Source organism: Arthrobacter sp. 05T420 (assembly GCF_056396305.1).
Genome location: NZ_JBFTLG010000001.1, coordinates 437,002 through 455,602 on the forward strand (window position 1 = coordinate 437,002; position 18,601 = coordinate 455,602).

Below are 18,601 nucleotides of genomic sequence, written 5' to 3' on the forward strand. Positions count from 1 at the left end.
AATTGCAGATCATAGTCCAAATAGTTCTCGTACTGGCCGTCATTGTCGTCTCCCTCGCGCTCATGCGGGGTGGATCAAATGCCCGGCACCTGGCCATCCGCCGTATCATGCTGGTGATTTTCGCGGTTGTGGCCGCGTTGTCGATTTTCTTCCCGGAACTGCTGACCATGCTCGCCCGTTCCCTGGGTATTGGCCGGGGCACAGATCTGGTCCTCTACGGGCTGATCGTCAGCTTCATGGTTTTCATGGCCACGACCTACCAGCGCTTCCGGCATATGGAGACAACGCTCACCCAACTTTCCCGGCGGATCGCCATTGACGAAACCCCCCGCCCATGGCTCAAAGATGTGCCGCAGTCCACGTCCACCTTGTTCTCGGAACGGATGCGGGAGACCGAATGACGGTTCTCAGGTCACGCCCGGAAGATAGCGCGGCGGTCGCTTCGACCCGCGACTACTCTCTGGACATCCTGAGGATTCTCAGTATTTGTGGCGTCGTAGCGATCCACCTCTTCGGGTACGTTGTGGGGCACTCCGAACGGGGGTCCCGCAACTGGTGGCTGGGGGCGGCCCTGGACATCCCCTTCATCTGGGTCGTGCCGGTTTTCGTGATGATCTCCGGCGCACTCCTGCTGGCGCCCGAAAACCGGGTCCTGGCGCCACGGTCGTTTTACCGCAAGCGGGCGGTGCGGCTCTTGCCTGCACTTATCGTGTGGCACCTGATCTATCTGGTTGGAGTCCGCTGGCTGATGCGCGGGGAAGACCTGCCGCCGGCCAGGGTGGTCCAGCTGCTCTTTGACGGCTCCGTCTTTACCCAGCTGTATTTCCTTTGGCTGATTCTCGGCCTTTACTTGGTTGCTCCGCTGATCACAGCGTTCCTGCAGGGCGGGGGCCTGCGGCGGGCGCAGGTCCTTGCGGCCGTCCTCTTGGCCGCCACCGCGCTGGCTTTCATGGCTCCCGGAATCGCAGCGTCGCTGGGCTTCGCCCGGCCGATCAACCTGAACATCTTCACCCACTGGCTGCCATACGTTGGCTATTTCGTGGCCGGCCGTGCGCTGAGGGACGCCAAGCTCAGCGGCCGGTCCCTTTTCGCCGCCGTCGTGGTGGCACTTGGTTTGGCAGGGCTCTGTCTGTGGCAGTACGGACACCAGGGGCAGTCAGGGTTGCTGAATGTGGTGGCTCCGGTCAGCTACCTCTCGCTGCCCGTCATGATGTTGGCCGTGGCGGTATTCCTCTCGGCCAAGTCCATTTTCAGCCGCATCACGCCTTCACCCCGGACCGGGCGGATGCTGGTTACCCTTTCCGGAGCTTCGTTCGGCGTGTTCCTCGTGCACCTGCTGGTCTTCGAGGTCATCAGGCTCAACGTTCCGGCGGTCTTCGACGGCAGGTCGATCGCGGCGGCCTTCGCAAGCTTCGCGGCTACCCTCGCCATAAGCTTTGCCGTCTCCGTCCTTGCGGCGCGGATTCCCCTTCTGCGGAACATTTTTTAGCGGCAGACATTCACGCCCGCTACGCTGGCTGGGCCCGGCCAGCCGTGAAGGCGTGGCCTCCCGGTCTGGAATGATGGAGGCATGACTGCCTTGCCCCGACTTCTCATCGTTTCCTTCTCGCCGATCCGGTCTGACCCGCGCGTGCTCAAGCAGGTGGGTCTCTTCAGCGGCAAATACCACCTCATCACGTGCGGTTACGGGGCCGCGCCGGAGGGCGTGGATGAGCATTTTGCTTTGTCGTCAGATGCGATCGGCTGGCCCTCGGACAGGATCGGACTGCTGGGCCGTCGCTACCAGCGCGCCTACGACCAGATGTCGGCGGTCCAAGAAGCGCGGAAGCTGCTGGCAGGCGTTAGCGTTGATGTCATTCTTGCCAATGATCTGAACACGCTGCCGTTGGCGCTGGAACTGGAACCGAAGTACGGGGTCCACTCCGATCTCCATGAGTTCGCGCCGAAGGAAAAGGATGACGACCTCAAATGGCGCCTGTTCGTCGCACCCTACATGCGGTGGCTCTGCCGGACGTACCTGCCCAGGGCAAGGTCTCTCACCACGGTGGCACCCGGCATCGCGGCGCAGTACACCCGGGACTTTGGGGTTGCTGCGGACGTGGTCACCAACGCGGCGCCCTTCGCGGAGGGGGCGCCCCGGCCTGTCGGCGAGACAATACGGCTGATCCACAGTGCTGCGGGACAGCGCTACCGGAAGCTGGAGAACCTCGTGGAGGCGATGCGCAGCGCGCCGCCCGGGGTCGAGCTGGACATGATCGTGATGCCCAACGAACCGGATTACGTCGCCGAGCTGAAGCAAGCAGCGGCTGACGTGCCCGCAGTGAAGTTCCGCGACCCAGTGCCTTACGCCGAACTGGTTCAGACGTTGAGCGAATATGACGTCTCGCTGGTATTCCTTCCCCCGACGAATTTCAATATGGAGAACGCCTTGCCCAACAAGTTCTTCGAAGCCGTTCAGGCCCGCCTGGGAGTGATTGTGGGACCCTCACCGTCGATGGTGGAAATCGTCAACCAGTACGGCTTTGGCACGGTCACCCCGGACTTCTCGCCGACGGCGCTGGCCGCAACGATCCGGTCGCTGAACCCGGAGCAGATCATGGAGTGGAAGCGGGCGGCAGACAGCGCCGCCAAGCCGCTCGCAGCGGAATCCCAGCTGGGGATATGGGAAGCAGCGATCCGCGCCTTGCTGCCAGCTTCCGATTCCGCGGTGTCCTGAGTCGTTGCTCCAAAAGAGGAAGCGGTCCACGTTGGGATACAACGTGGACCGCTTCCTGTTTCCCCCGCTATACAAAACCAAGCAAGCAGCCGGCGGCTACGGCTTCCCTAGTAGGCGGATGTCGCCATAGAGACCGCGGTCGACGTCGGCAGCGTGCCGGCTGTGGTGCGGGTGCCCCACGTGCTTGCCGCGGCGATGGGGTAGTAGGCCAGCTGGCCGTTCGTCAGGAGAGCCATGACACCCTTGGATCCGGCGCCCGCAAAGTTCGCCGTACTGGAAAACTGCCTGAAGTACTGCCATGACGAGCCAACGGTCTTTCGTGTCTCGGAGATGAAGCCGCTCTGGCCATTGGAGCGGTAGAGCCGCATGGCGCCGAGAGAATTGACGGCAAGCAGATCCTGGTTACCGTCGGCGTCGAAGTCGGTCATGGCGATCTTCAGGCCACCCCAGCTCACCCCGATTTTCTCTGGCGCGCTGAGGGCTCGGCCGGAAACATTGGCCCAGTAGTACAGTGCGCCGTCCGATCCGTAGCCGACGAGTCCCGGATAGCTGCTCGCTTTCACCCATCGGCCGGTGACGAGAGTTGTCTGGGCGAACCCAGTGCTGGCGAGGATGACCGGACCGGTGAATCCGCCGGTTTTGGCGCCGAAGTACACGCTCAAGGCACCCGAGGACCACTGTGCCAGCACGTCGGGAACACCATCCTTGTTCCAGTCGAGGACGTGGAGGGCCTTAGCCGTGGACCAGCCGGTGCCGATCTGGTACGGCGCGCTCAAGCCGCCGGTTCCGTTGGCCGGGTGCGCCCACAGCTTGCCCGCAGCGTCCACCCGGACGATGTCGGACGCGGATTTAATGGAAGGCGTACCCGCCGGTGTCTGGCTTGGCGGGGTGGCCGGGACTTGGCTGTTGATGTTTTCGCCCCCGGCGATCAGGTAACTGCCCCACGATGATCCAATGACTGTTGGGGCGCCCCAGCTGGAGTTCCCCGGGACGGGGTAGTACCGAAGATAGCCGTCACGGGTGCGGGCCATGATGCCGGTGGCCGCGTAGCCCTTGAAGGAGAAAGTAACCGTCACGCTGGTCATCTGGTTCCAAGACGTCCCGACGGTCCGGCGCGCTTCCGCGATAAAGGAACCCGCTCCATTGGAACGATACTGGCGCATGGTCCCGGCGGAGTCTTGGGCGAGGATGTCCTGGTTGCCGTCGCCGTCAAAGTCGACCATGGTCAGATTCAGGTTGGTCCAGCCGCCGCTGATCTTGCTGCCCGCGCCGACGCCTCCACCCGAGCTGTTGCGCCAGATGGCGAGGTTGCCGGCGTTGTCCCGGGTGAGGACCTGAGGGAAGTAACTGCTGCTCAGCCAGTAGCCGATGGTCAGCTGGTAGCCGCCCCAGCCGGAGGCCGCCAGCACGGGCCCTGCCGAGAAGCCGCCGGCAGCGACGCCGAGGTAGACGTTGACCCGGCCAGATGTCCATTGAGCGACCACGTCGAGGACCCCGTCGGCGTTCCAGTCGATCACGTTGATCGACCGTAGTCCCGTCCACCCTTGGCCGATCTTCTTCCGGGCACCAAAACTGCCTGTGCCGGTGGCCGGGTAGTCCCACAGGGCGCCGCTGGCGTCAGCGGCTACGACGTCGCCGGTTGACATGACCGAGGGCTTCAGGACGGCCCCGTCAGCGGTGGAGGCGAATTTTTGCAAGTTGGCGTAGGTGCCGTTCCAGGCGTTGGAGTCGCCGGCGAAAGGGCCCGTGCTGCTGTACTGCCAGACGCTGTAGGTTCCCCACCCGTTCGGCACATTGCCGATGTACGTCGAGTAGCGCGCCAGGTGAAGCGGTTGGCTCCCGAAGGCGCCGGAGTTGCCGGTGCACTGGGACCACCAGCCCGCGGTGGTGTAGATCATGGGCAGGCGGCCGGTTCGTAACAGTACGCGGTTGGAGAAGTCCTTGAGCCAGCCGACCATGGCGGCGGCGCTCATGTTGTAGCAGGTGTTGCCGAGAGTGCTGTACGGGTTGTATTCGATATCCAGCAGCGGCGGCAGGGTTTTCCCGTCGGGGCTCCAGCCGCCGCCGCTGTTGACGAAGTAGTCTGCCTGCGCCGCGCCGGTGGAGATGCTGGGAAGCGCGAAGTGGTAGGCGCCGCGGATGAGGCCGGCGTTCAGGGCACCGGCGTACTGGGAAGCGAACGCGGGGCTGCGGTAGGTGAGGCCTTCGGAGGCCTTCACGTACGCGAAACGGGCGCCCATGGAGTACTGGGCCGGCCAATTCACCGTTGGCTGGTAGCCGCTCACGTCCAGGCCTTGAATGCCGGGGGCCTGCCAGGTGCTTTCGATCTGCAGGGACTCCGCGACAGCTGAAGGAGCGGCGGACCGGGGCGACCCGGCCAGCTGGGTTTTCAAACCCTGGCCCATGTAGGCGCCGTTTGCTCCGATGGCGGCGTTGAGCGCCTTCATGTCAATGGTTCCCGGCGCAGTACCCGTTACTGCCGGCGCCTGCGCCGCTGTCGGCGTCGGGACCGGGCTGGGTGCCGGCGTGGATTCAGCCGTCGCGACACTGCTGGCGGCGGGTTTCTGACTGGCGGACACGGAGGCCGTCGCAGTCGGTGAAGCCGACGGCGTCGGCTCGAGGGCCCAGGCCTGCGCCGGAAGGCCGAGCGCCGCAACCGCGGTGACCACCACGACTGCCACGGTCTTGAGCCGCGAGGTGCGTCGTATTGACAGGGTCGTGTTCGGCTTCATGTGTCTCTCCGGAGCGCTAACGTGCTCCGGAAAACACGCTGCCTAGTTCACCATGACCGGACATCCGCGAGTCGGAAGCCGATAAGTCAATTCGCTGGGTCCTGACGCCGAAACGATAGCACCGGATCGGCTCTGATACCAGAGTGACCGGTGGTGTCTCTGATCTGAAAGTGACGTGTGGGAATCCGCCAACGGTGGCCGCCCCGCAGGTTCGCCGGGAGCGGCGCACCTGGCTCCTGGAACAGATTCACTTGTAGGAAACTTTGATGCCCGCCGCATCTGTACGGCTAATGGTGCCGCCATGGAAATTTTGCACGCAGCCGCCGTTAGCGAGTCCGCAGATCTCGTTGGTGACGGGGTAGCCGAGTTTGCTTTTTTCGTAGCCCAAGGCGCCCCAAGCGGCACGGATGGCGCCCCAGGTGGCGTGGGCGCCGGTGGTGGGCGACCAGTGGATGGTACCGCCCTGGAAGCCTTGGTAGCAGCCGCCGCCGGTCAGGCCGCAGATCTCGTTGGTGACGGGGTAGCCTAGCTTGCTTTTTTCGTAGCCCAGGGCACCCCAGGTGGCACGGATGCCGCCCCAGGTGGCGCGGGCGCCGGTGGCGGGCGACCAGTGGATGGTGCCGCCCTGGAAGCCTTGGTAGCAGCCGCCGCCGGTCAGGCCGCAGATTTCGTTGGTGACGGGGTAGCCTAGCTTGCCGTTTTCGTAGCCCAGGGCACCCCAGGTGGCACGGATGCCGCCCCAGGTGGCGAAGGCGCGGGTGGCGGGCGACCAGTGGATGGTGCCGCCCTGGAACGTCTGGTAGCACCCGCCGCCGGTCAGGCCGCAGATTTCCCTACCCGTCGGGTAGCCGAGTTTGCTTTTCTCGGAGCCCAGGCCTGCCCAGGTGGCACGGATGCCGCCCCAAGCAGCGAAGGCGCCGGACGCGGGCGACCAGTGGATGGTGCCGCCTTGGAAGCGCTGGTAGCAGCCGCCGTTGATCAGGCCGCACGTTTCCTTGCCCGTCGGGTAGCCGAGTTTGCTTTTCTCGGAGCCCAGGCCTGCCCAGGTGGCACGGATGGCGCCCCAGGTGGCCGAGGCGCCGGTGGCAGGCGACCAGTGGATGGTGCCGCCCTGGAAGCGCTGGTAGCAGCCGCCGCCGCTCAGGCCGCAGATCTCGTTGGTGACGGGGTAGCCGAGTTTGCCGTTTTCGTAGCCCAGAATGCCCCAGCTCGCGCGGATGGCGCCACCGGTGGCGCGTGCGCCGGTGCCGGGGGAGTAGTGGATGGTGCCGCCCTGGAAGCGCTGGTAGCAGCCGCCGCCGGTCAGGCCGCAGATCTCGTTGGTGACGGGGTAGCCGAGTTTGCCGTTTTCGTAGCCCAGGGAGCCCCAGGTCGCGCCGATGGCGCCCCAAGTGGCAACCGCGCCGGTGGCCGGCGACCAGTGGACGGTGCCGCCCTGGAAGCGCTGGTAGCAACCGCCGCCGGTCAGGCCGCAGATCTCGTTGCTCGTTGGGTACCCAAGTTTTCCGCCACCACCCCCAAGTGCAGCCCACGTGGACCCGATTCCTCCGGTGACGTCGTATCCAGCCGCGTAACGTTTCAGGCCGGCATAGTCTCCGTTCCAAACATTCGAGTCACCTGTGAAGGGACCCGTGCTGCTGTACTGCCAGATGCTGAAGTTGCTCCAGCTTGAGGGTATGGGTCCGACGTTGTTCGAGGCGGCTAACGGGTAGGCGGCCACCCATAGCGGGTAGTCCCCGAACCCCGGTGCATCCGCCGTGCACTGCTTCCACCACGATGTGTTGGTGTAGATCACCGGCAGGCGGCCCGTTAGCGCACGCATGGTGTTCCCAAAGTCCCGCACCCAGGACGTTAGCTGGGAAGGAGCCATGTCATAGCAACTGTTTCCAAAGAAGAAGCCGTTGATGGTGCGGCCGGCATAGGGGTTGAATTCAAAATCGAGTACCGGCGGCAGTGTGTCACCGTCGGCACTCCATCCGCCACCATTGTTGACGAAGTAGCGTGCTTGGTCTGCCCCTGAGGACCAATTGGGAATCGCGAAGTGGTAGGCGCCGCGGACCATCCCAACGCTGCGGGAACCTTGATACTGGGAGGCGAAGGTCTCGCTTGAGTAGTAGTTGCCCTCTGTTGCCTTGACATAGGCGAAACGGGCCCCCATGTCCCACTGCTGCTGCCAGTCGACCGAGGCCTGATGGCCGCTGACATCAAGGCCCTGGATGCCGAACGTCGGCTTCCAGGTGCCTTCCGTTGCCGCAGCCTCGGTGGTCAGGGACTTGCTGGCAGTGCCGGGACCTGCGGCAGCCGTCCCCGTCACGCGGGCCGATCGTTGCCCCATCTCGGCGCCGCCTGGGCCGATGGCCGCGGCCATCGCGGCGTTATCGGGTGTACCTGTGCGTGGTGACGAATCCGGAGTCGGGGCAGCGGTGGTCGGTGCGGGAGCCGTCTGCGTCGTTGCCGGGGCGGCCGGCGTCGGCGTCGTCTTCGCTGTCGCCTTCGCCGTTACCTTCGGCGTTGGCGTCGCTGCGGCTGTTGCCGCGGGTGTCGGCGTTGGCGTTGAAGTAGCGGCCGACGTCGGCGTCGCAACAGTTGGGCTCGGTGGCTCGGCGGCTGTGGAGGGCGCTGCCAGTCCGGGACCAGCCAACAGCGAAACGAGCAACAATGCGCTCCCGGCGCGTCTGCCGAAATCAATGCTGTGGGGAAGGTGGATTCGCTTCATGGTCTGCTCCGGAACGATGGTGCGCTTCGCGAGCGCTGCATATTTGTCTCGGGTATGTTCGGATCCGAGAGGGAACCACCGAACGATGAGAATGTCTGACTTATCGCGCTCACCCTAGCACCGTCCTGATGTTGCCCATGTGGCGAGTGGGATCGAAGGTACCACTCGTGGCCTGAAATTAGTAGGCTCTCCGGGAGCCGTTCGGCTATCGGGACTCTGACTCGGCAAGCCCGGGTCGAGTTCGCAGTGGCCGCCCGATCCTTCTAAGCTGTCATGCATGAAGGTATTGGTCACCGGCGGCGCCGGCTACATCGGGTCCCACACAACGCTCTCCCTCCTTGAAGCGGGGCACGAGGTTGTGGTCCTCGACAACCTGATGAATTCAAACCCGGAGTCCCTGCGCCGCGTGGAGCAGCTCACGGGCAAGATCGTGGACTTCCGGAAGGTCGACCTTCTCGACGGTCCCGGGGTGGACGCCGTTTTTGCCGAGGGCGGCTTCGAGGCAGTGATTCACTTCGCCGGGCTCAAGGCAGTGGGGGAGTCCGTCGAGAAGCCCCTGATGTACTACCAGAACAATGTCGTGGGCACCCTCAACCTGTTGCACAGCATGGACGCCGCCGGCGTACGCCGCCTCGTCTTCAGCTCGTCCGCCACCGTCTACGGCGCCTCGGATGAAGTCCCTCTCATCGAGAAGGCCCCGCTGGATGCCACCAACCCCTACGGCCGCACCAAGGAACAGATCGAGGACATTCTCTCCGACCTGGCGGCCGCCGATCCCCGCTGGAGCATCGCACTGCTGCGTTACTTCAACCCGGTGGGCGCCCACGAGTCCGGCCTGATCGGCGAGGACCCCACCGGCATCCCCAACAATCTGCTCCCGTTTGTGGCACAGGTGGCCGTGGGACGCCGCGAAAAAGTGATGGTGTTCGGCAACGACTACCCGACGCCGGATGGCACCGGAGTGCGGGACTACATCCACGTGATGGACCTTGCGGCCGGCCACCTGGCCGCCTTGGGCTACCTCAGCAACAAAGCAGGGGTGTTCCGCTGGAACCTTGGCACCGGCCGGGGCTCCTCCGTGCTCGAGGTCATCGAGGCGTTCGGCACGGCGGCCGGGCACCCGGTGCCTTACGAGTTCGCGCCCCGCCGCCCCGGCGACGCCGCCGTCAGCTACGCCGACCCTTCGGCTGCCTTGGCGGATCTGGGCTGGTCCGCGCACCGCAGCCTGGCACAAATGTGCGAGGACCACTGGCGCTGGCAAAGCAGGAACCCCCAGGGCTACGCCGCGGTTGCCGAGACCGCCGGAGTCAAGGGCGACTAGCTCCCTCCAACTTGGTCAGAGGCGTTAGCCTCCCGCCGACCTGGTCAGACGCGGTAGCTGGCCGTCAGCCGCGCCTCGACGCCGCGCCGGTCGCTCTCGCCAAGGCGGCCGGCCGCCTGCATCATGCAACGGACGAATTCGGCAATGTCGGGGTCCTCCGGGTACGGCTTTCCCGCCGCCGGCCGGTTGTACAGGACGGTGGCGGCCGATCCCTGGAACCCGAGCCGGTCCGCGGCCAGCTTGCTGAACGATTCGGCGAGGATCTTGTCGCCGTTCTCGTCGGACCAGGCCCGGGTCTGGCTCAGCTGGGTCTGGTGACGGCGGTAGGCAATGGTTGGCAGCCGCGGGATGCGACGCATGCGCAGCCCCGCCGTCGCGGCACGAAGCCACAGGTCGTAGTCCTCGGCCGGGGTTGCCTGGTATCCGCCGAGCGATTCCAGGGCGGCACGGGAGGCGTACATTGTCGGGTTCATCAGCACGTTCGTCAGCAGCAGATGCAGCGGCATGGCCTCAGCGGAGATGCCCGGCTCGAAGCGAGGCCGGAACGGGACATTCTTGGCGTTAATCATGAGAGCCTGCGAGAAGACCATGTCCACGCCTTCGAGGGCTCGGCGCTGGACGGCGAACCTCCATGGCAGGCAGATATCGTCGCCGTCGATGCGGGCGACGTGTTCGCCGCTTGCGTGCGAGAGCAGGGCGGTCGAAGCAGCAGCCACACCGGCTGACTGCTCATTTCGGAAGACCTTGAGCCGCTTGTCACTCAAGCTGGCGAGGAACGCCTCGGTGCCGTCGGTGCTGCCGTCGTCCAGAACAAGCAGTTCGGAGTCCCGCGGCATCGCGCGCAGGGTGCTGGCAACGGTTGACTTCAGGTAGGGCATCCCGTCCTTGACGGGGATCAGCACGCTCAGCTGTGGCACTTGCGACCTTTCTGTTAGCTAATGTCCGAGTCTAGTCGAGCGGGCTGAGGCGGGTTCTGCGGGCCTGCTGCCGCCAACTTATCCACAAGGGCGTCTGACGCCCTTGTCGGAACGGCCCGGCTCCTCTAGCTTTAACCCCAGTTGCACTGCCCCAGGGGGAGGGGTAGCGGTCATGTGGGGGCACCGTGGAAGCTGTGCGCATCGTCGAGGACGAAGTCCGTGAGTTGATCCGTCGCCGCGGCCTGGATCCGCTGCGGCAGAGCGGCGAAGTGCGCCGCCTCGTGGAGGAGGCGATCAGCGACTATGACGAGCGGGCGCTGCTCGGACCGCTTCCGCCCATCGGCCCGCTAGAGCAGGCCCGGAGATTCGTCTTCGACGCTGTGGCGGGGTTTGGCGCACTCCAGCCGCTTCTGGATGATCCGGGCATAGAGGAAATCTGGCTCAACGCACCGAATGAGATCTACGTAGCGCGCAATGGTGAATCGGAACTGACGTCCGTGTCGCTGACGGATCGGCAGGTCCGTGACCTCGTGGAGCGGATGCTCAAGAGCTCCGGCAGGCGGCTGGACATGTCCTCCCCGTTCGTGGACGCGGCGCTCCCGGACGGCTCCCGCCTCCATGTGGTGATCCCGGATGTCACCCGGCGTCACTGGGCCATCAATATCCGCAAGTTCGTGGTGAAGGCCAGCCGGTTGGAACACCTGGTGGAGCTGGGAACGCTGACTCCCCAGGCGGCCCGGTTCCTCGGTGCGGCCGTAGCGAGCGGGCTCAACATCCTGGTCTCTGGTGCCACGCAGGCCGGCAAAACCACCATGCTCAACTGCCTCGCCGCGAGCATCGGCACCCGGGAGCGGGTCATCACCGTGGAGGAAATCTTCGAGCTGCAGTTGCCGCTCCGCGACGTCGTCGGTCTACAGTGCCGGCAGCCGAACCTGGAGGGGCAGGGACAGATTCCGCTGCGCCGGCTGGTCAAGGAGGCCTTGCGGATGCGCCCGGACCGGCTGGTGGTCGGGGAGGTTCGGGAGGCCGAGAGCCTGGACATGCTCATCGCATTGAACTCCGGCCTTCCCGGAATGTGCACTGTGCATGCCAACTCCGCACACGATGCAGTGACAAAGATCTGCACGCTGCCATTGCTCGCCGGCGACAACATCTCCAGTGCGTTCGTCGTTCCCACCGTCGCCTCCTGCATCGATCTGGTGGTCCATTGCAGCAGGCACGCTAACGGGCGCCGGCAGGTCACCGAGATCCTGTCACTGGGCCGCCGGGTGGAAAACGGGATCATCGAATCCTCCATGGTGTTCACGATGTCGGACGGGCAGCTTCTGCCCAAGGCCAACTCCATGCCCGCCGCGGAAAAGTTTGCCCGCTCCGGGTATGACGTCGCGGCGCTGCTGGAGCAGCGCTGATGGCGCCGCTCCTGGGGATGCTGGGTGGAGTCGGCCTCCTGCTGATCTGGTGGTCCGCGTGGGAGAAGCCACCGGGCGTGCGGCGCAAGTCCCGGACCAGTCGGCTTGAGGATCTCCTGCGGTCGGCGGGCATCGAAAAGGTCAGCGCAGCGGGGCTGCTGGCCTCGTGCCTCGGAGTCGGGACATTCACAACCCTGGCATTCTTCGCAGTGACCGGCTCGTGGCCGATCGCGGGATGTTTTGGCCTGTTTGGCGGCTGGCTGCCGATGGCGATGGTCCGGTGGCGTGCCAGAAAGCGCACGGCCGTCCTCCGCCAGCTCTGGCCCGACGTCGTTGATCATCTGCGCTCAGCCATGAGGGCCGGCCTGTCACTGCCGAAGGCTCTCATCCAGCTTGGCGACAAGGGCCCGGTGGAGCTTCGCCACGTTTTTGTGGACTTCGGCTCTGACTATCGGTCGGGAGGCCAATTCGATCCCTCGCTCACCCGGCTCAAAGACCGGTTGGCGGATCCCGTAGCGGATCGGATTGTCGAGGCCCTCCGGCTCACCCGCGAGGTGGGCGGCTCGGACCTCGGGCGGCTGTTGGGCACCCTCGCGGAGTTCCTGCGGGAGAGTGCCCGGACCCGGAGCGAACTGGAGGCCAGGCAATCCTGGACCGTCAACGCCGCCCGCTTGGCCGTCGCTGCGCCCTGGATTGTCCTGGTGTTGCTGGCCAGCCGTCCTGAGGCTGTGATGGCGTACAACACCCCGGTTGGCGCCGCGGTTCTCCTGGGCGGCCTCGCCATCTCCCTGGTGTCCTACGCCGTCATGCTGCGAATCGGTGCTCTGCCGGAAGAGCAGCGGGTCCTCCGATGACAGGGCTGATGGCGGGCGCCACGCTGTGCGGGGCCGTGCTCGGGGCGGGTCTCTGGCTGTTCCTCGTCCGGCTTCCCTTCATGCGCCCGACGACGTTCGTCGAGCGTATCGGCCCGCAGCTGAGGACACACAACCTGGAATCCCGGCTCCTGCGCGCGGCCCCGAGGAATCTCACGCCGTTTGGGCCGCTGGAACGAATCCTCCGCCCCGCGATCCAGGACGGTGTCAGGTCCCTGGGTCGGATCAACCTGGGCACCACGGCGTTGAATCGCAGGCTGGCGCGTGCCGGCAGCGCCAAGACAGCGGTGGACTTCCGGGCTGAGCAGCTCCTCTGGGCGGCCGGCGGCTTCGTCCTCGCCGTGGGCGTTGTGGCGCTCGCCGGCTCGATCGGCCGCTTCAACCCGTTCGTCGCAGTCGTGGCCGTCGTGGGAAGCGCCGTCGGCGGTTTCTTGCTCCGGGACTACCTGTTGGGCGTGCACATCAAGAAACGGGAGGCGCGAATGATGGCAGAGTTTCCCAGCATCGCCGAACTCATGGCCCTGGCGGTCAGCGCCGGAGAGAGCGCCACCGGTGCCCTGGACAGGGTCTGCCGCAGCGCCCAGGGTGAGCTGTCACAGGAATTTGCCCGTGTTCTCGCCGAAACCAGGTCCGGCAAACCCCTCGTGGAAGCCCTCCACGAGTTCTCGGCGAGGACCGATCAGGGGCCGCTGGTCCGTTTCGTTGACGGAATGATCGTGGCTGTCGAGCGCGGAACGCCGCTTGCCGACGTCCTCCGGGCGCAGGCTCAGGATGTGAGGGACACGGCCAAGAGGGAGCTCATGGAGTCCGCGGGCAAGAAGGAAATCGGCATGATGGTGCCGCTCGTCTTCGGGGTCCTCCCGCTTACGGTCATCTTCGCGGTCTTCCCCGGCCTGGCCGCAGTCAGTCTCGGGCTCTAAGAACCGCCAGTGAAGCGTTGCGAACTATCAGAGCCGAACAATCCGGACCCGGAAACAGAAACCATGAACCAAAAAACCAGGAAAATCAGGAAAGAGGACACGTGAAGAACTTCAGAACACGGGTGGCGTTGGTGGCCTGCGCGCTCAGCATGTTGACTTGGGGGCCTGCTGCGCCGTGGTCTGCTGCGCCGCGACCGCGGTTGGGGGACCACCCTGACGTGGGAGCCCACCATCCCCAGCGAGGGGACGTCCCCGGCTGGGTGATGATCACCCTCATGTCGGCAGTTCTCGTGGCCGCCCTGCTGGCCATCGCCGGGCCTGCACTTGAGGGACTCTTCAACCAGGCCATGGATAAGGTCGGACAGTAGCCGGTGGCAGCCCAGGGCGAGGGAAACGGGCGCAACGGCAAGAACCCGCAGGACGGCCACGTCGCGGAGCGCGGCGCCGCCGTCGTGGACTTCGTGTTGATCGGCGCGTTGCTCACCTTGCTCTTCCTCGCGATCGTCCAGCTCACCCTGGTCCTTCACATCCGGAACACCCTGATCGACGCCGCTGCCTCGGGCGCCCGATACGGCACGTTGGCCGACCGCAACGGCGGGGATGCCAGGGCCCGGACGGTCCAGCTGATCACGGCGGCGCTTAACTCCGAGTTCGCGCGGGACGTGGCCACCAGTGAATCGACGTACCAGGGCATCCGCACGCTGGAGGTGACAGTCCGGGCACCCTTGCCGGTCATCGGCTTCATCGGTCCCCGGGCGCTCTTGGAAGTCAAGGGCCATGCTGCCATCCAGCGCTGAACGGTCACGGTCAGGGGCACGGTTCTGGCCCGACCCTGCTCTCGCCGTTGCCGACGGCGCCGGAAGTTCGCCGGAACAGGGGAGTGCCGTGGTCGAGTTCGTCTTCCTGTCCGCGCTGCTGATGGTGCCGCTGGTCTATTTCATCATCACCGTGGGCCAGATCCAGGGCGGCTCGTTCGCGGTGGTCGGCGCCGCCGACCAGGCCGCCAAGGTCTACGTAGCCCAACCGGACGCGGCAAGCGGCCGGGCCGCGGCTGAGCAAGCGGTATTGCTGGCGCTCGCCGACTACGGCCAGCCGGCGGAAAACGCCAGTTTCGACACCCGCTGCGAGCCGGCGGACTGCCTGGCTCCCGGCTCCGCGGTGACGGTCACCGTCCACCTCACCGTGCCCTTGCCGTTTGTGCCCTTCAGCGATGCGCTTCATCTGAACGCGAGCCAGCTCAGCGCGTCGGCAACCCAGCTGGTGGGCAGGTTCCGGTGACAATCCTTGCCGGCGCATCCAGCCACCCAGGACCCCGGCGCCCAAGCACCCGCCACCCGAAGCCCGCGCGCCGACACCAGCCCCGAGGCCGCCGGCAAGAGGGCCAAGTGCTTGTGCTGAGCATCGGCTTCATTCTGATTGCCCTGCTGGTCGCGACCGTCGTGATGGCCGCCTCCAGCGTCTACCTCGAGCACAAGAAACTGCTCTCGCTCGCGGACGGCGCCTCCGTGGCCGCCGCGGACAGCTTCACCCTCGGCCAGCTTGGCAACGCCGGCGGCACACCGACGGCCGTCCTCAGCGGGGCACGGGTGCGCAGCGCCACCGTCGACTATCTGGGCCGCAACGGCGGGTTCGCCCGCTTCAGCGGCCTGGCCGTGGCGCCGTCCACGGGCAGCCCGGACGGTGCCACCGCCGTCGTGGTCCTGAGCGCCGCCGTCCACCCGCCAGTGGTGAACTTCCTGGTGCCGGACGGCATCCGGATCGAGGCGACGTCGACGGCGCGGTCCCGGCTCAGCCGCTGAACTGCCCGTCCGCCCCTGCGGCCCCATCACTCTGGGCTGCCAAACCGGCCTTTTGGCAACCCAGAGTGATAGAGCAACCGGCTGCGGGGCAAGCGGGCGGGTCAGGGGGCTAGGACACATAGCGTAGGCTTAAAAAACCATGGCAAACATTGATTTTCCCGCTGAAATCCGCGCACTGCGGGCCACCTATGCGTCCATCGAGAACGTCTCGAACGTCGAGGCGCTCAAGGAAGACATCGCCGAGCTCAGCGAGCGGGCCGGTGAACCCAATCTGTGGGACGACCCCGCCGCGGCACAGATCATCACCTCGAAGCTCTCGCACAAGCAGACCGAGCTCGAGCGCCTCAACAACCTGGCGTCCCGGATCGACGACCTCGAGGTCCTCGTGGAACTCGGCCAGGACGAGGACGACGCCGATTCCATGGGCGAGGCAGCCGCGGAACTCGAATCGGTCCGCAAGTCACTGTCCGAGCTCGAGGTGGTCACCCTGCTCTCCGGCGAGTTCGACGAGCGAGAAGCCGTGGTGACCATCCGTGCCGGCGCGGGCGGGGTGGACGCGGCGGACTTCGCCGAAATGCTGCTGCGCATGTACCTGCGCTGGGCCGAGCGCCACGGCTACCCGACCACCATCATGGATACCTCCTACGCCGAGGAAGCCGGGCTGAAGTCCGCAACCTTCGAGGTCAAGGCGCCGTACGCCTTCGGCACGCTCAGCGTCGAGGCCGGCACCCACCGCCTGGTCCGGATCAGCCCGTTCGACAACCAGGGCCGGCGCCAGACCTCCTTCGCCGCCGTGGAAGTGATCCCGCTGATCGAGCAGACGGACTCCATCGACATCCCGGACAACGAGATCCGCGTTGACGTCTTCCGCTCCTCCGGCCCCGGCGGCCAGTCCGTCAACACCACGGACTCCGCGGTGCGCCTGACCCACATTCCCACCGGCACCGTGGTGTCCATGCAGAACGAGAAATCGCAGCTGCAGAACCGCGCCGCCGCCCTGCGCGTGCTGCAGTCCCGCCTCCTGCTGCTGAAGAAAGAGCAGGAGAACGCAGAGAAGAAGGCGTTCGCCGGCGACGTCAAGGCCTCGTGGGGAGACCAGATGCGCTCCTACGTCCTGAACCCGTACCAGATGGTCAAGGACCTCCGCACCGAGTACGAGGTCGGCAACACCTCGGCCGTGTTCGACGGCGAAATCGACGATTTCATCGACGCCGGCATCCGCTGGCGGACGGACAACCGGAACGCCGAGAAGTAGGCGCCGAACTGCCACTGGCCACCCGGCCGGGAGGTCCCTGACAATCGCGCGACACGCCCCGCCGTTCCGGCAGTTCCGCCGTTACCCGTGCGTATAGTCGAGGGGCCGGAGCTCTACTTCCCCCAAACGAAAGCCCTTGCCCCGGCGGCAGAACCGGGCCCTCGCGGCCCACCCTGCAGGGTACTTAGGGCCATGATCCGTTTCGAAAATGTCACCAAGGTCTATGACCAGAAGGCGCGGCCGGCGCTGGATTCGATCAACCTTGAGATCGACCGTGGTGAATTCGCCTTCCTCGTCGGTGCCTCCGGCTCGGGAAAATCCACGTTCCTGCGCCTGGTCCTCAAAGAGGACCGCGCCTCTTCCGGCGCCGTCTACGTCGCCGGCCAGAACGTCGCCAACATCTCCAGCTGGCGCGTGCCGCGGCTGCGCCGCGGAATCGGCGTCGTCTTCCAGGACTTCCGCCTGCTGCCGCAGAAAACCGTCTTCGCCAACGTCGCCTTCGCCATGCAGGTCATCGGCAAGAGCCGCAGCGTCATCCGCGACACCGTCCCCGAGGTCCTGAAAACCGTGGGCCTTGAAGGCAAGGAAAACCGCCTCCCGCACGAGCTCTCCGGCGGCGAGCAGCAGCGCGTGGCGATCGCCCGCGCCGTCGTGAACCGCCCCGGCATCCTGCTGGCCGATGAGCCCACCGGAAACCTGGACCCCACCACCTCCATGGGCATCATGGGCGTGCTGGACAAGATCAACCAGAACGGCACCACCGTGGTGATGGCCACGCACGACGACGACATCGTCAACGAGATGCGCAAACGGGTGGTGGAACTCAAGAACGGCGTCGTGATCCGCGACGAGGCCAAGGCCCTCTACACCTCCATGATTCCCATCGTGGGCCAGTCGCGCCGCCTGCGCGACGCCAGCGGCCGCGACGAACCGCAAATCATCCCGCCCCGGCCCGGGTCACGCGCCGAAGCCCGCGCAGAGATCCGCACCGCAGGGGAGGCCCAGGCGTGAGGCTTGCATTTGTCCTGAGCGAGATCGGCAGCGGCCTGCGCCGCAACCTGTCCATGGTGATCTCCGTGATCCTGGTGACCTTCGTGTCGCTGACCTTCGTCGGTGCCGCCGGCATGCTGCAGCTGCAGATCAACCAGATGAAGGGCTACTGGTACGACAAAGTCCAAGTGGCCATCTTCCTCTGCAGTGACGGTTCGACGGCGCCCGGCTGCGCCACCGGCCCGGCGACGCCGGAGCAGGAGGCCAACCTGCGCAAGCTGCTGCAGTCGCCCGCGGTGGCCCAGTACGTCAACGACTTCCAGTACGAGTCCAAAGACGACGCGTACAAGCACTTCAAAGAACAGTTCTCCAATTCCCCGATCGTTGACTCTGTGACCCCGGACCAGCTGCCGGCCTCCTTCCGGATCAACATGAAGGACCCGGAGAAGTACGAGATCATCAGCGAGACCTTCTCCTCCCAGGCCGGCGTGGAGACCGTGATCGACCAGCGGCAGCTGCTGGAGCGGCTGTTCTCGGCGATGAACGCGGCGTCCCTGGTGGCCGTGAGCGTCGCCGGCGTCATGATCGTTTGCGCCATCCTGCTGATCGCAACCACCATCCGGCTGTCCGCGTTCAGCCGCCGCCGGGAAACAGGGATCATGCGCCTGGTGGGCGCGTCCAAGATGGTCATCCAACTGCCGTTCATCCTCGAAGGCGTCATCGCCGCGGTGATCGGCGCGGCCCTGGCCTTCGTCACCCTGTGGGCCGTGGCCCACTTCTTCCTCGGTGAGGTCCTGTCCAAGCAGTATCCGGACACCGCGTTCATCTCCCCGGGGCAGACCCTGATCCTGGCTCCTGCCCTGATTGGCCTGGGCGTCGTCCTGGCCGGGACTTCCTCCCTGCTGACCCTCCGCCGGTACTTGCGGGTCTAGCTTTGCGCAACGAAAAGGGAAT

17 protein-coding genes are annotated in these 18,601 nt (G+C 65.7%); 14 read left to right on the top strand and 3 right to left on the bottom strand.

Annotation, left to right across the window (positions count from 1 at the left end):
• Nucleotides 1-2: 2 nt before the first annotated feature.
• The 3 genes from AC1DEM_RS02010 (at nt 3) to AC1DEM_RS02020 (ending at nt 2,716) form a co-directional block, all read left to right on the top strand.
• Nucleotides 3-401 carry a DUF2304 family protein gene (locus AC1DEM_RS02010; protein ID WP_476882854.1) on the top strand — a complete coding sequence of 133 codons (399 nt, stop codon included), beginning with the start codon at nt 3-5 and terminating at the stop codon, nt 399-401.
• Nucleotides 398-1,489, top strand: coding sequence for an acyltransferase (locus AC1DEM_RS02015; RefSeq protein WP_476882855.1), 1,092 nt, complete (start codon nt 398-400; stop codon nt 1,487-1,489). Before AC1DEM_RS02010 ends, AC1DEM_RS02015 begins: the two co-directional genes overlap by 4 nt.
• 81 nt (nt 1,490-1,570) lie before the next feature.
• On the top strand, nt 1,571-2,716 hold the full coding sequence (locus AC1DEM_RS02020; protein WP_476882856.1) for a glycosyltransferase family protein: 1,146 nt from the start codon (nt 1,571-1,573) through the stop codon (nt 2,714-2,716).
• A gap of 107 nt (nt 2,717-2,823) precedes the next feature.
• On the opposite strand, the gene AC1DEM_RS02025 is transcribed toward AC1DEM_RS02020, so the two are convergent.
• Both AC1DEM_RS02025 and AC1DEM_RS02030 read right to left on the bottom strand, forming a co-directional pair.
• On the bottom strand, nt 2,824-5,448 hold the full coding sequence (locus AC1DEM_RS02025) for a GH25 family lysozyme (protein ID WP_476882857.1): 2,625 nt from the start codon (nt 5,446-5,448) through the stop codon (nt 2,824-2,826).
• A 247-nt stretch (nt 5,449-5,695) separates the two neighbouring features.
• Nucleotides 5,696-8,164 (bottom strand): GH25 family lysozyme, encoded by a 2,469-nt coding sequence (locus AC1DEM_RS02030; RefSeq protein WP_476882858.1) that lies wholly within the window; start codon nt 8,162-8,164, stop codon nt 5,696-5,698.
• Nucleotides 8,165-8,441: 277 nt separating this feature from the next.
• Between AC1DEM_RS02030 and galE the strand changes: the two genes are divergently transcribed.
• Nucleotides 8,442-9,485 carry a UDP-glucose 4-epimerase GalE gene (gene galE / locus AC1DEM_RS02035; protein ID WP_476882859.1) on the top strand — a complete coding sequence of 348 codons (1,044 nt, stop codon included), beginning with the start codon at nt 8,442-8,444 and terminating at the stop codon, nt 9,483-9,485.
• A gap of 44 nt (nt 9,486-9,529) precedes the next feature.
• Here the strand turns inward: galE and AC1DEM_RS02040 are convergent, their stop codons facing one another.
• Entirely contained in the window at nt 9,530-10,402 is an 873-nt protein-coding gene (locus AC1DEM_RS02040) for a glycosyltransferase family 2 protein (protein WP_476882860.1), read from the bottom strand.
• Nucleotides 10,403-10,587: 185 nt separating this feature from the next.
• On the opposite strand from AC1DEM_RS02040, the gene AC1DEM_RS02045 reads away from it, so the two are divergent.
• The 10 genes from AC1DEM_RS02045 to ftsX all read left to right on the top strand — a co-directional run bounded on the left by AC1DEM_RS02045 (nt 10,588) and on the right by ftsX (nt 18,579).
• The gene (locus AC1DEM_RS02045; RefSeq protein ID WP_476882861.1) at nt 10,588-11,811 is read left to right on the top strand and encodes a CpaF family protein; all 1,224 of its coding nucleotides are present in this window, start codon (nt 10,588-10,590) and stop codon (nt 11,809-11,811) included.
• The gene (locus AC1DEM_RS02050; RefSeq protein ID WP_476882862.1) at nt 11,811-12,665 is read left to right on the top strand and encodes a type II secretion system F family protein; all 855 of its coding nucleotides are present in this window, start codon (nt 11,811-11,813) and stop codon (nt 12,663-12,665) included. The genes AC1DEM_RS02045 and AC1DEM_RS02050 overlap by 1 nt, the downstream gene beginning before the upstream one ends.
• Nucleotides 12,662-13,603: a type II secretion system F family protein gene (locus tag AC1DEM_RS02055; RefSeq protein ID WP_476882863.1), complete on the top strand. Its 942-nt coding sequence runs from the start codon at nt 12,662-12,664 to the stop codon at nt 13,601-13,603. Before AC1DEM_RS02050 ends, AC1DEM_RS02055 begins: the two co-directional genes overlap by 4 nt.
• Nucleotides 13,604-13,752: 149 nt before the next feature.
• Entirely contained in the window at nt 13,753-13,971 is a 219-nt protein-coding gene (locus AC1DEM_RS02060; RefSeq protein ID WP_476882920.1) for a hypothetical protein, read from the top strand.
• 84 nt (nt 13,972-14,055) lie between these two features.
• Nucleotides 14,056-14,400 (top strand): TadE family protein, encoded by a 345-nt coding sequence (locus tag AC1DEM_RS02065; protein ID WP_476882921.1) that lies wholly within the window; start codon nt 14,056-14,058, stop codon nt 14,398-14,400.
• A gap of 88 nt (nt 14,401-14,488) precedes the next feature.
• The gene (locus tag AC1DEM_RS02070) at nt 14,489-14,881 is read left to right on the top strand and encodes a hypothetical protein (protein ID WP_476882864.1); all 393 of its coding nucleotides are present in this window, start codon (nt 14,489-14,491) and stop codon (nt 14,879-14,881) included.
• A 107-nt stretch (nt 14,882-14,988) separates the two neighbouring features.
• Nucleotides 14,989-15,402, top strand: coding sequence for a pilus assembly protein TadG-related protein (locus AC1DEM_RS02075; RefSeq protein WP_476882865.1), 414 nt, complete (start codon nt 14,989-14,991; stop codon nt 15,400-15,402).
• Nucleotides 15,403-15,541: 139 nt separating this feature from the next.
• Nucleotides 15,542-16,657, top strand: coding sequence for a peptide chain release factor 2 (gene prfB, locus AC1DEM_RS02080; protein ID WP_476882866.1), 1,116 nt, complete (start codon nt 15,542-15,544; stop codon nt 16,655-16,657).
• A gap of 192 nt (nt 16,658-16,849) precedes the next feature.
• On the top strand, nt 16,850-17,668 hold the full coding sequence (gene ftsE / locus AC1DEM_RS02085; RefSeq protein ID WP_476882867.1) for a cell division ATP-binding protein FtsE: 819 nt from the start codon (nt 16,850-16,852) through the stop codon (nt 17,666-17,668).
• Nucleotides 17,665-18,579: a permease-like cell division protein FtsX gene (gene ftsX, locus AC1DEM_RS02090; protein WP_476882868.1), complete on the top strand. Its 915-nt coding sequence runs from the start codon at nt 17,665-17,667 to the stop codon at nt 18,577-18,579. The genes ftsE and ftsX overlap by 4 nt, the downstream gene beginning before the upstream one ends.
• Nucleotides 18,580-18,601: the final 22 nt, after the last annotated feature.

Excerpts from the sequence above, each read along its gene's own strand:
- ftsE (WP_476882867.1), top strand. The coding sequence starts at position 16,850 with ATGATCCGTTTCGAAAATGTCACCAAGGTCTATGACCAGAAGGCGCGG.
- galE (WP_476882859.1), top strand. The coding sequence starts at position 8,442 with ATGAAGGTATTGGTCACCGGCGGCGCCGGCTACATCGGGTCCCACACA.
- AC1DEM_RS02025 (WP_476882857.1), bottom strand. The coding sequence starts at position 5,448 with ATGAAGCCGAACACGACCCTGTCAATACGACGCACCTCGCGGCTCAAG.
- AC1DEM_RS02060 (WP_476882920.1), top strand. The coding sequence starts at position 13,753 with ATGTTGACTTGGGGGCCTGCTGCGCCGTGGTCTGCTGCGCCGCGACCG.
- AC1DEM_RS02030 (WP_476882858.1), bottom strand. The coding sequence starts at position 8,164 with ATGAAGCGAATCCACCTTCCCCACAGCATTGATTTCGGCAGACGCGCC.
- AC1DEM_RS02015 (WP_476882855.1), top strand. The coding sequence starts at position 398 with ATGACGGTTCTCAGGTCACGCCCGGAAGATAGCGCGGCGGTCGCTTCG.
- AC1DEM_RS02050 (WP_476882862.1), top strand. The coding sequence starts at position 11,811 with ATGGCGCCGCTCCTGGGGATGCTGGGTGGAGTCGGCCTCCTGCTGATC.
- AC1DEM_RS02055 (WP_476882863.1), top strand. The coding sequence starts at position 12,662 with ATGACAGGGCTGATGGCGGGCGCCACGCTGTGCGGGGCCGTGCTCGGG.
- prfB (WP_476882866.1), top strand. The coding sequence starts at position 15,542 with ATGGCAAACATTGATTTTCCCGCTGAAATCCGCGCACTGCGGGCCACC.
- AC1DEM_RS02020 (WP_476882856.1), top strand. The coding sequence starts at position 1,571 with ATGACTGCCTTGCCCCGACTTCTCATCGTTTCCTTCTCGCCGATCCGG.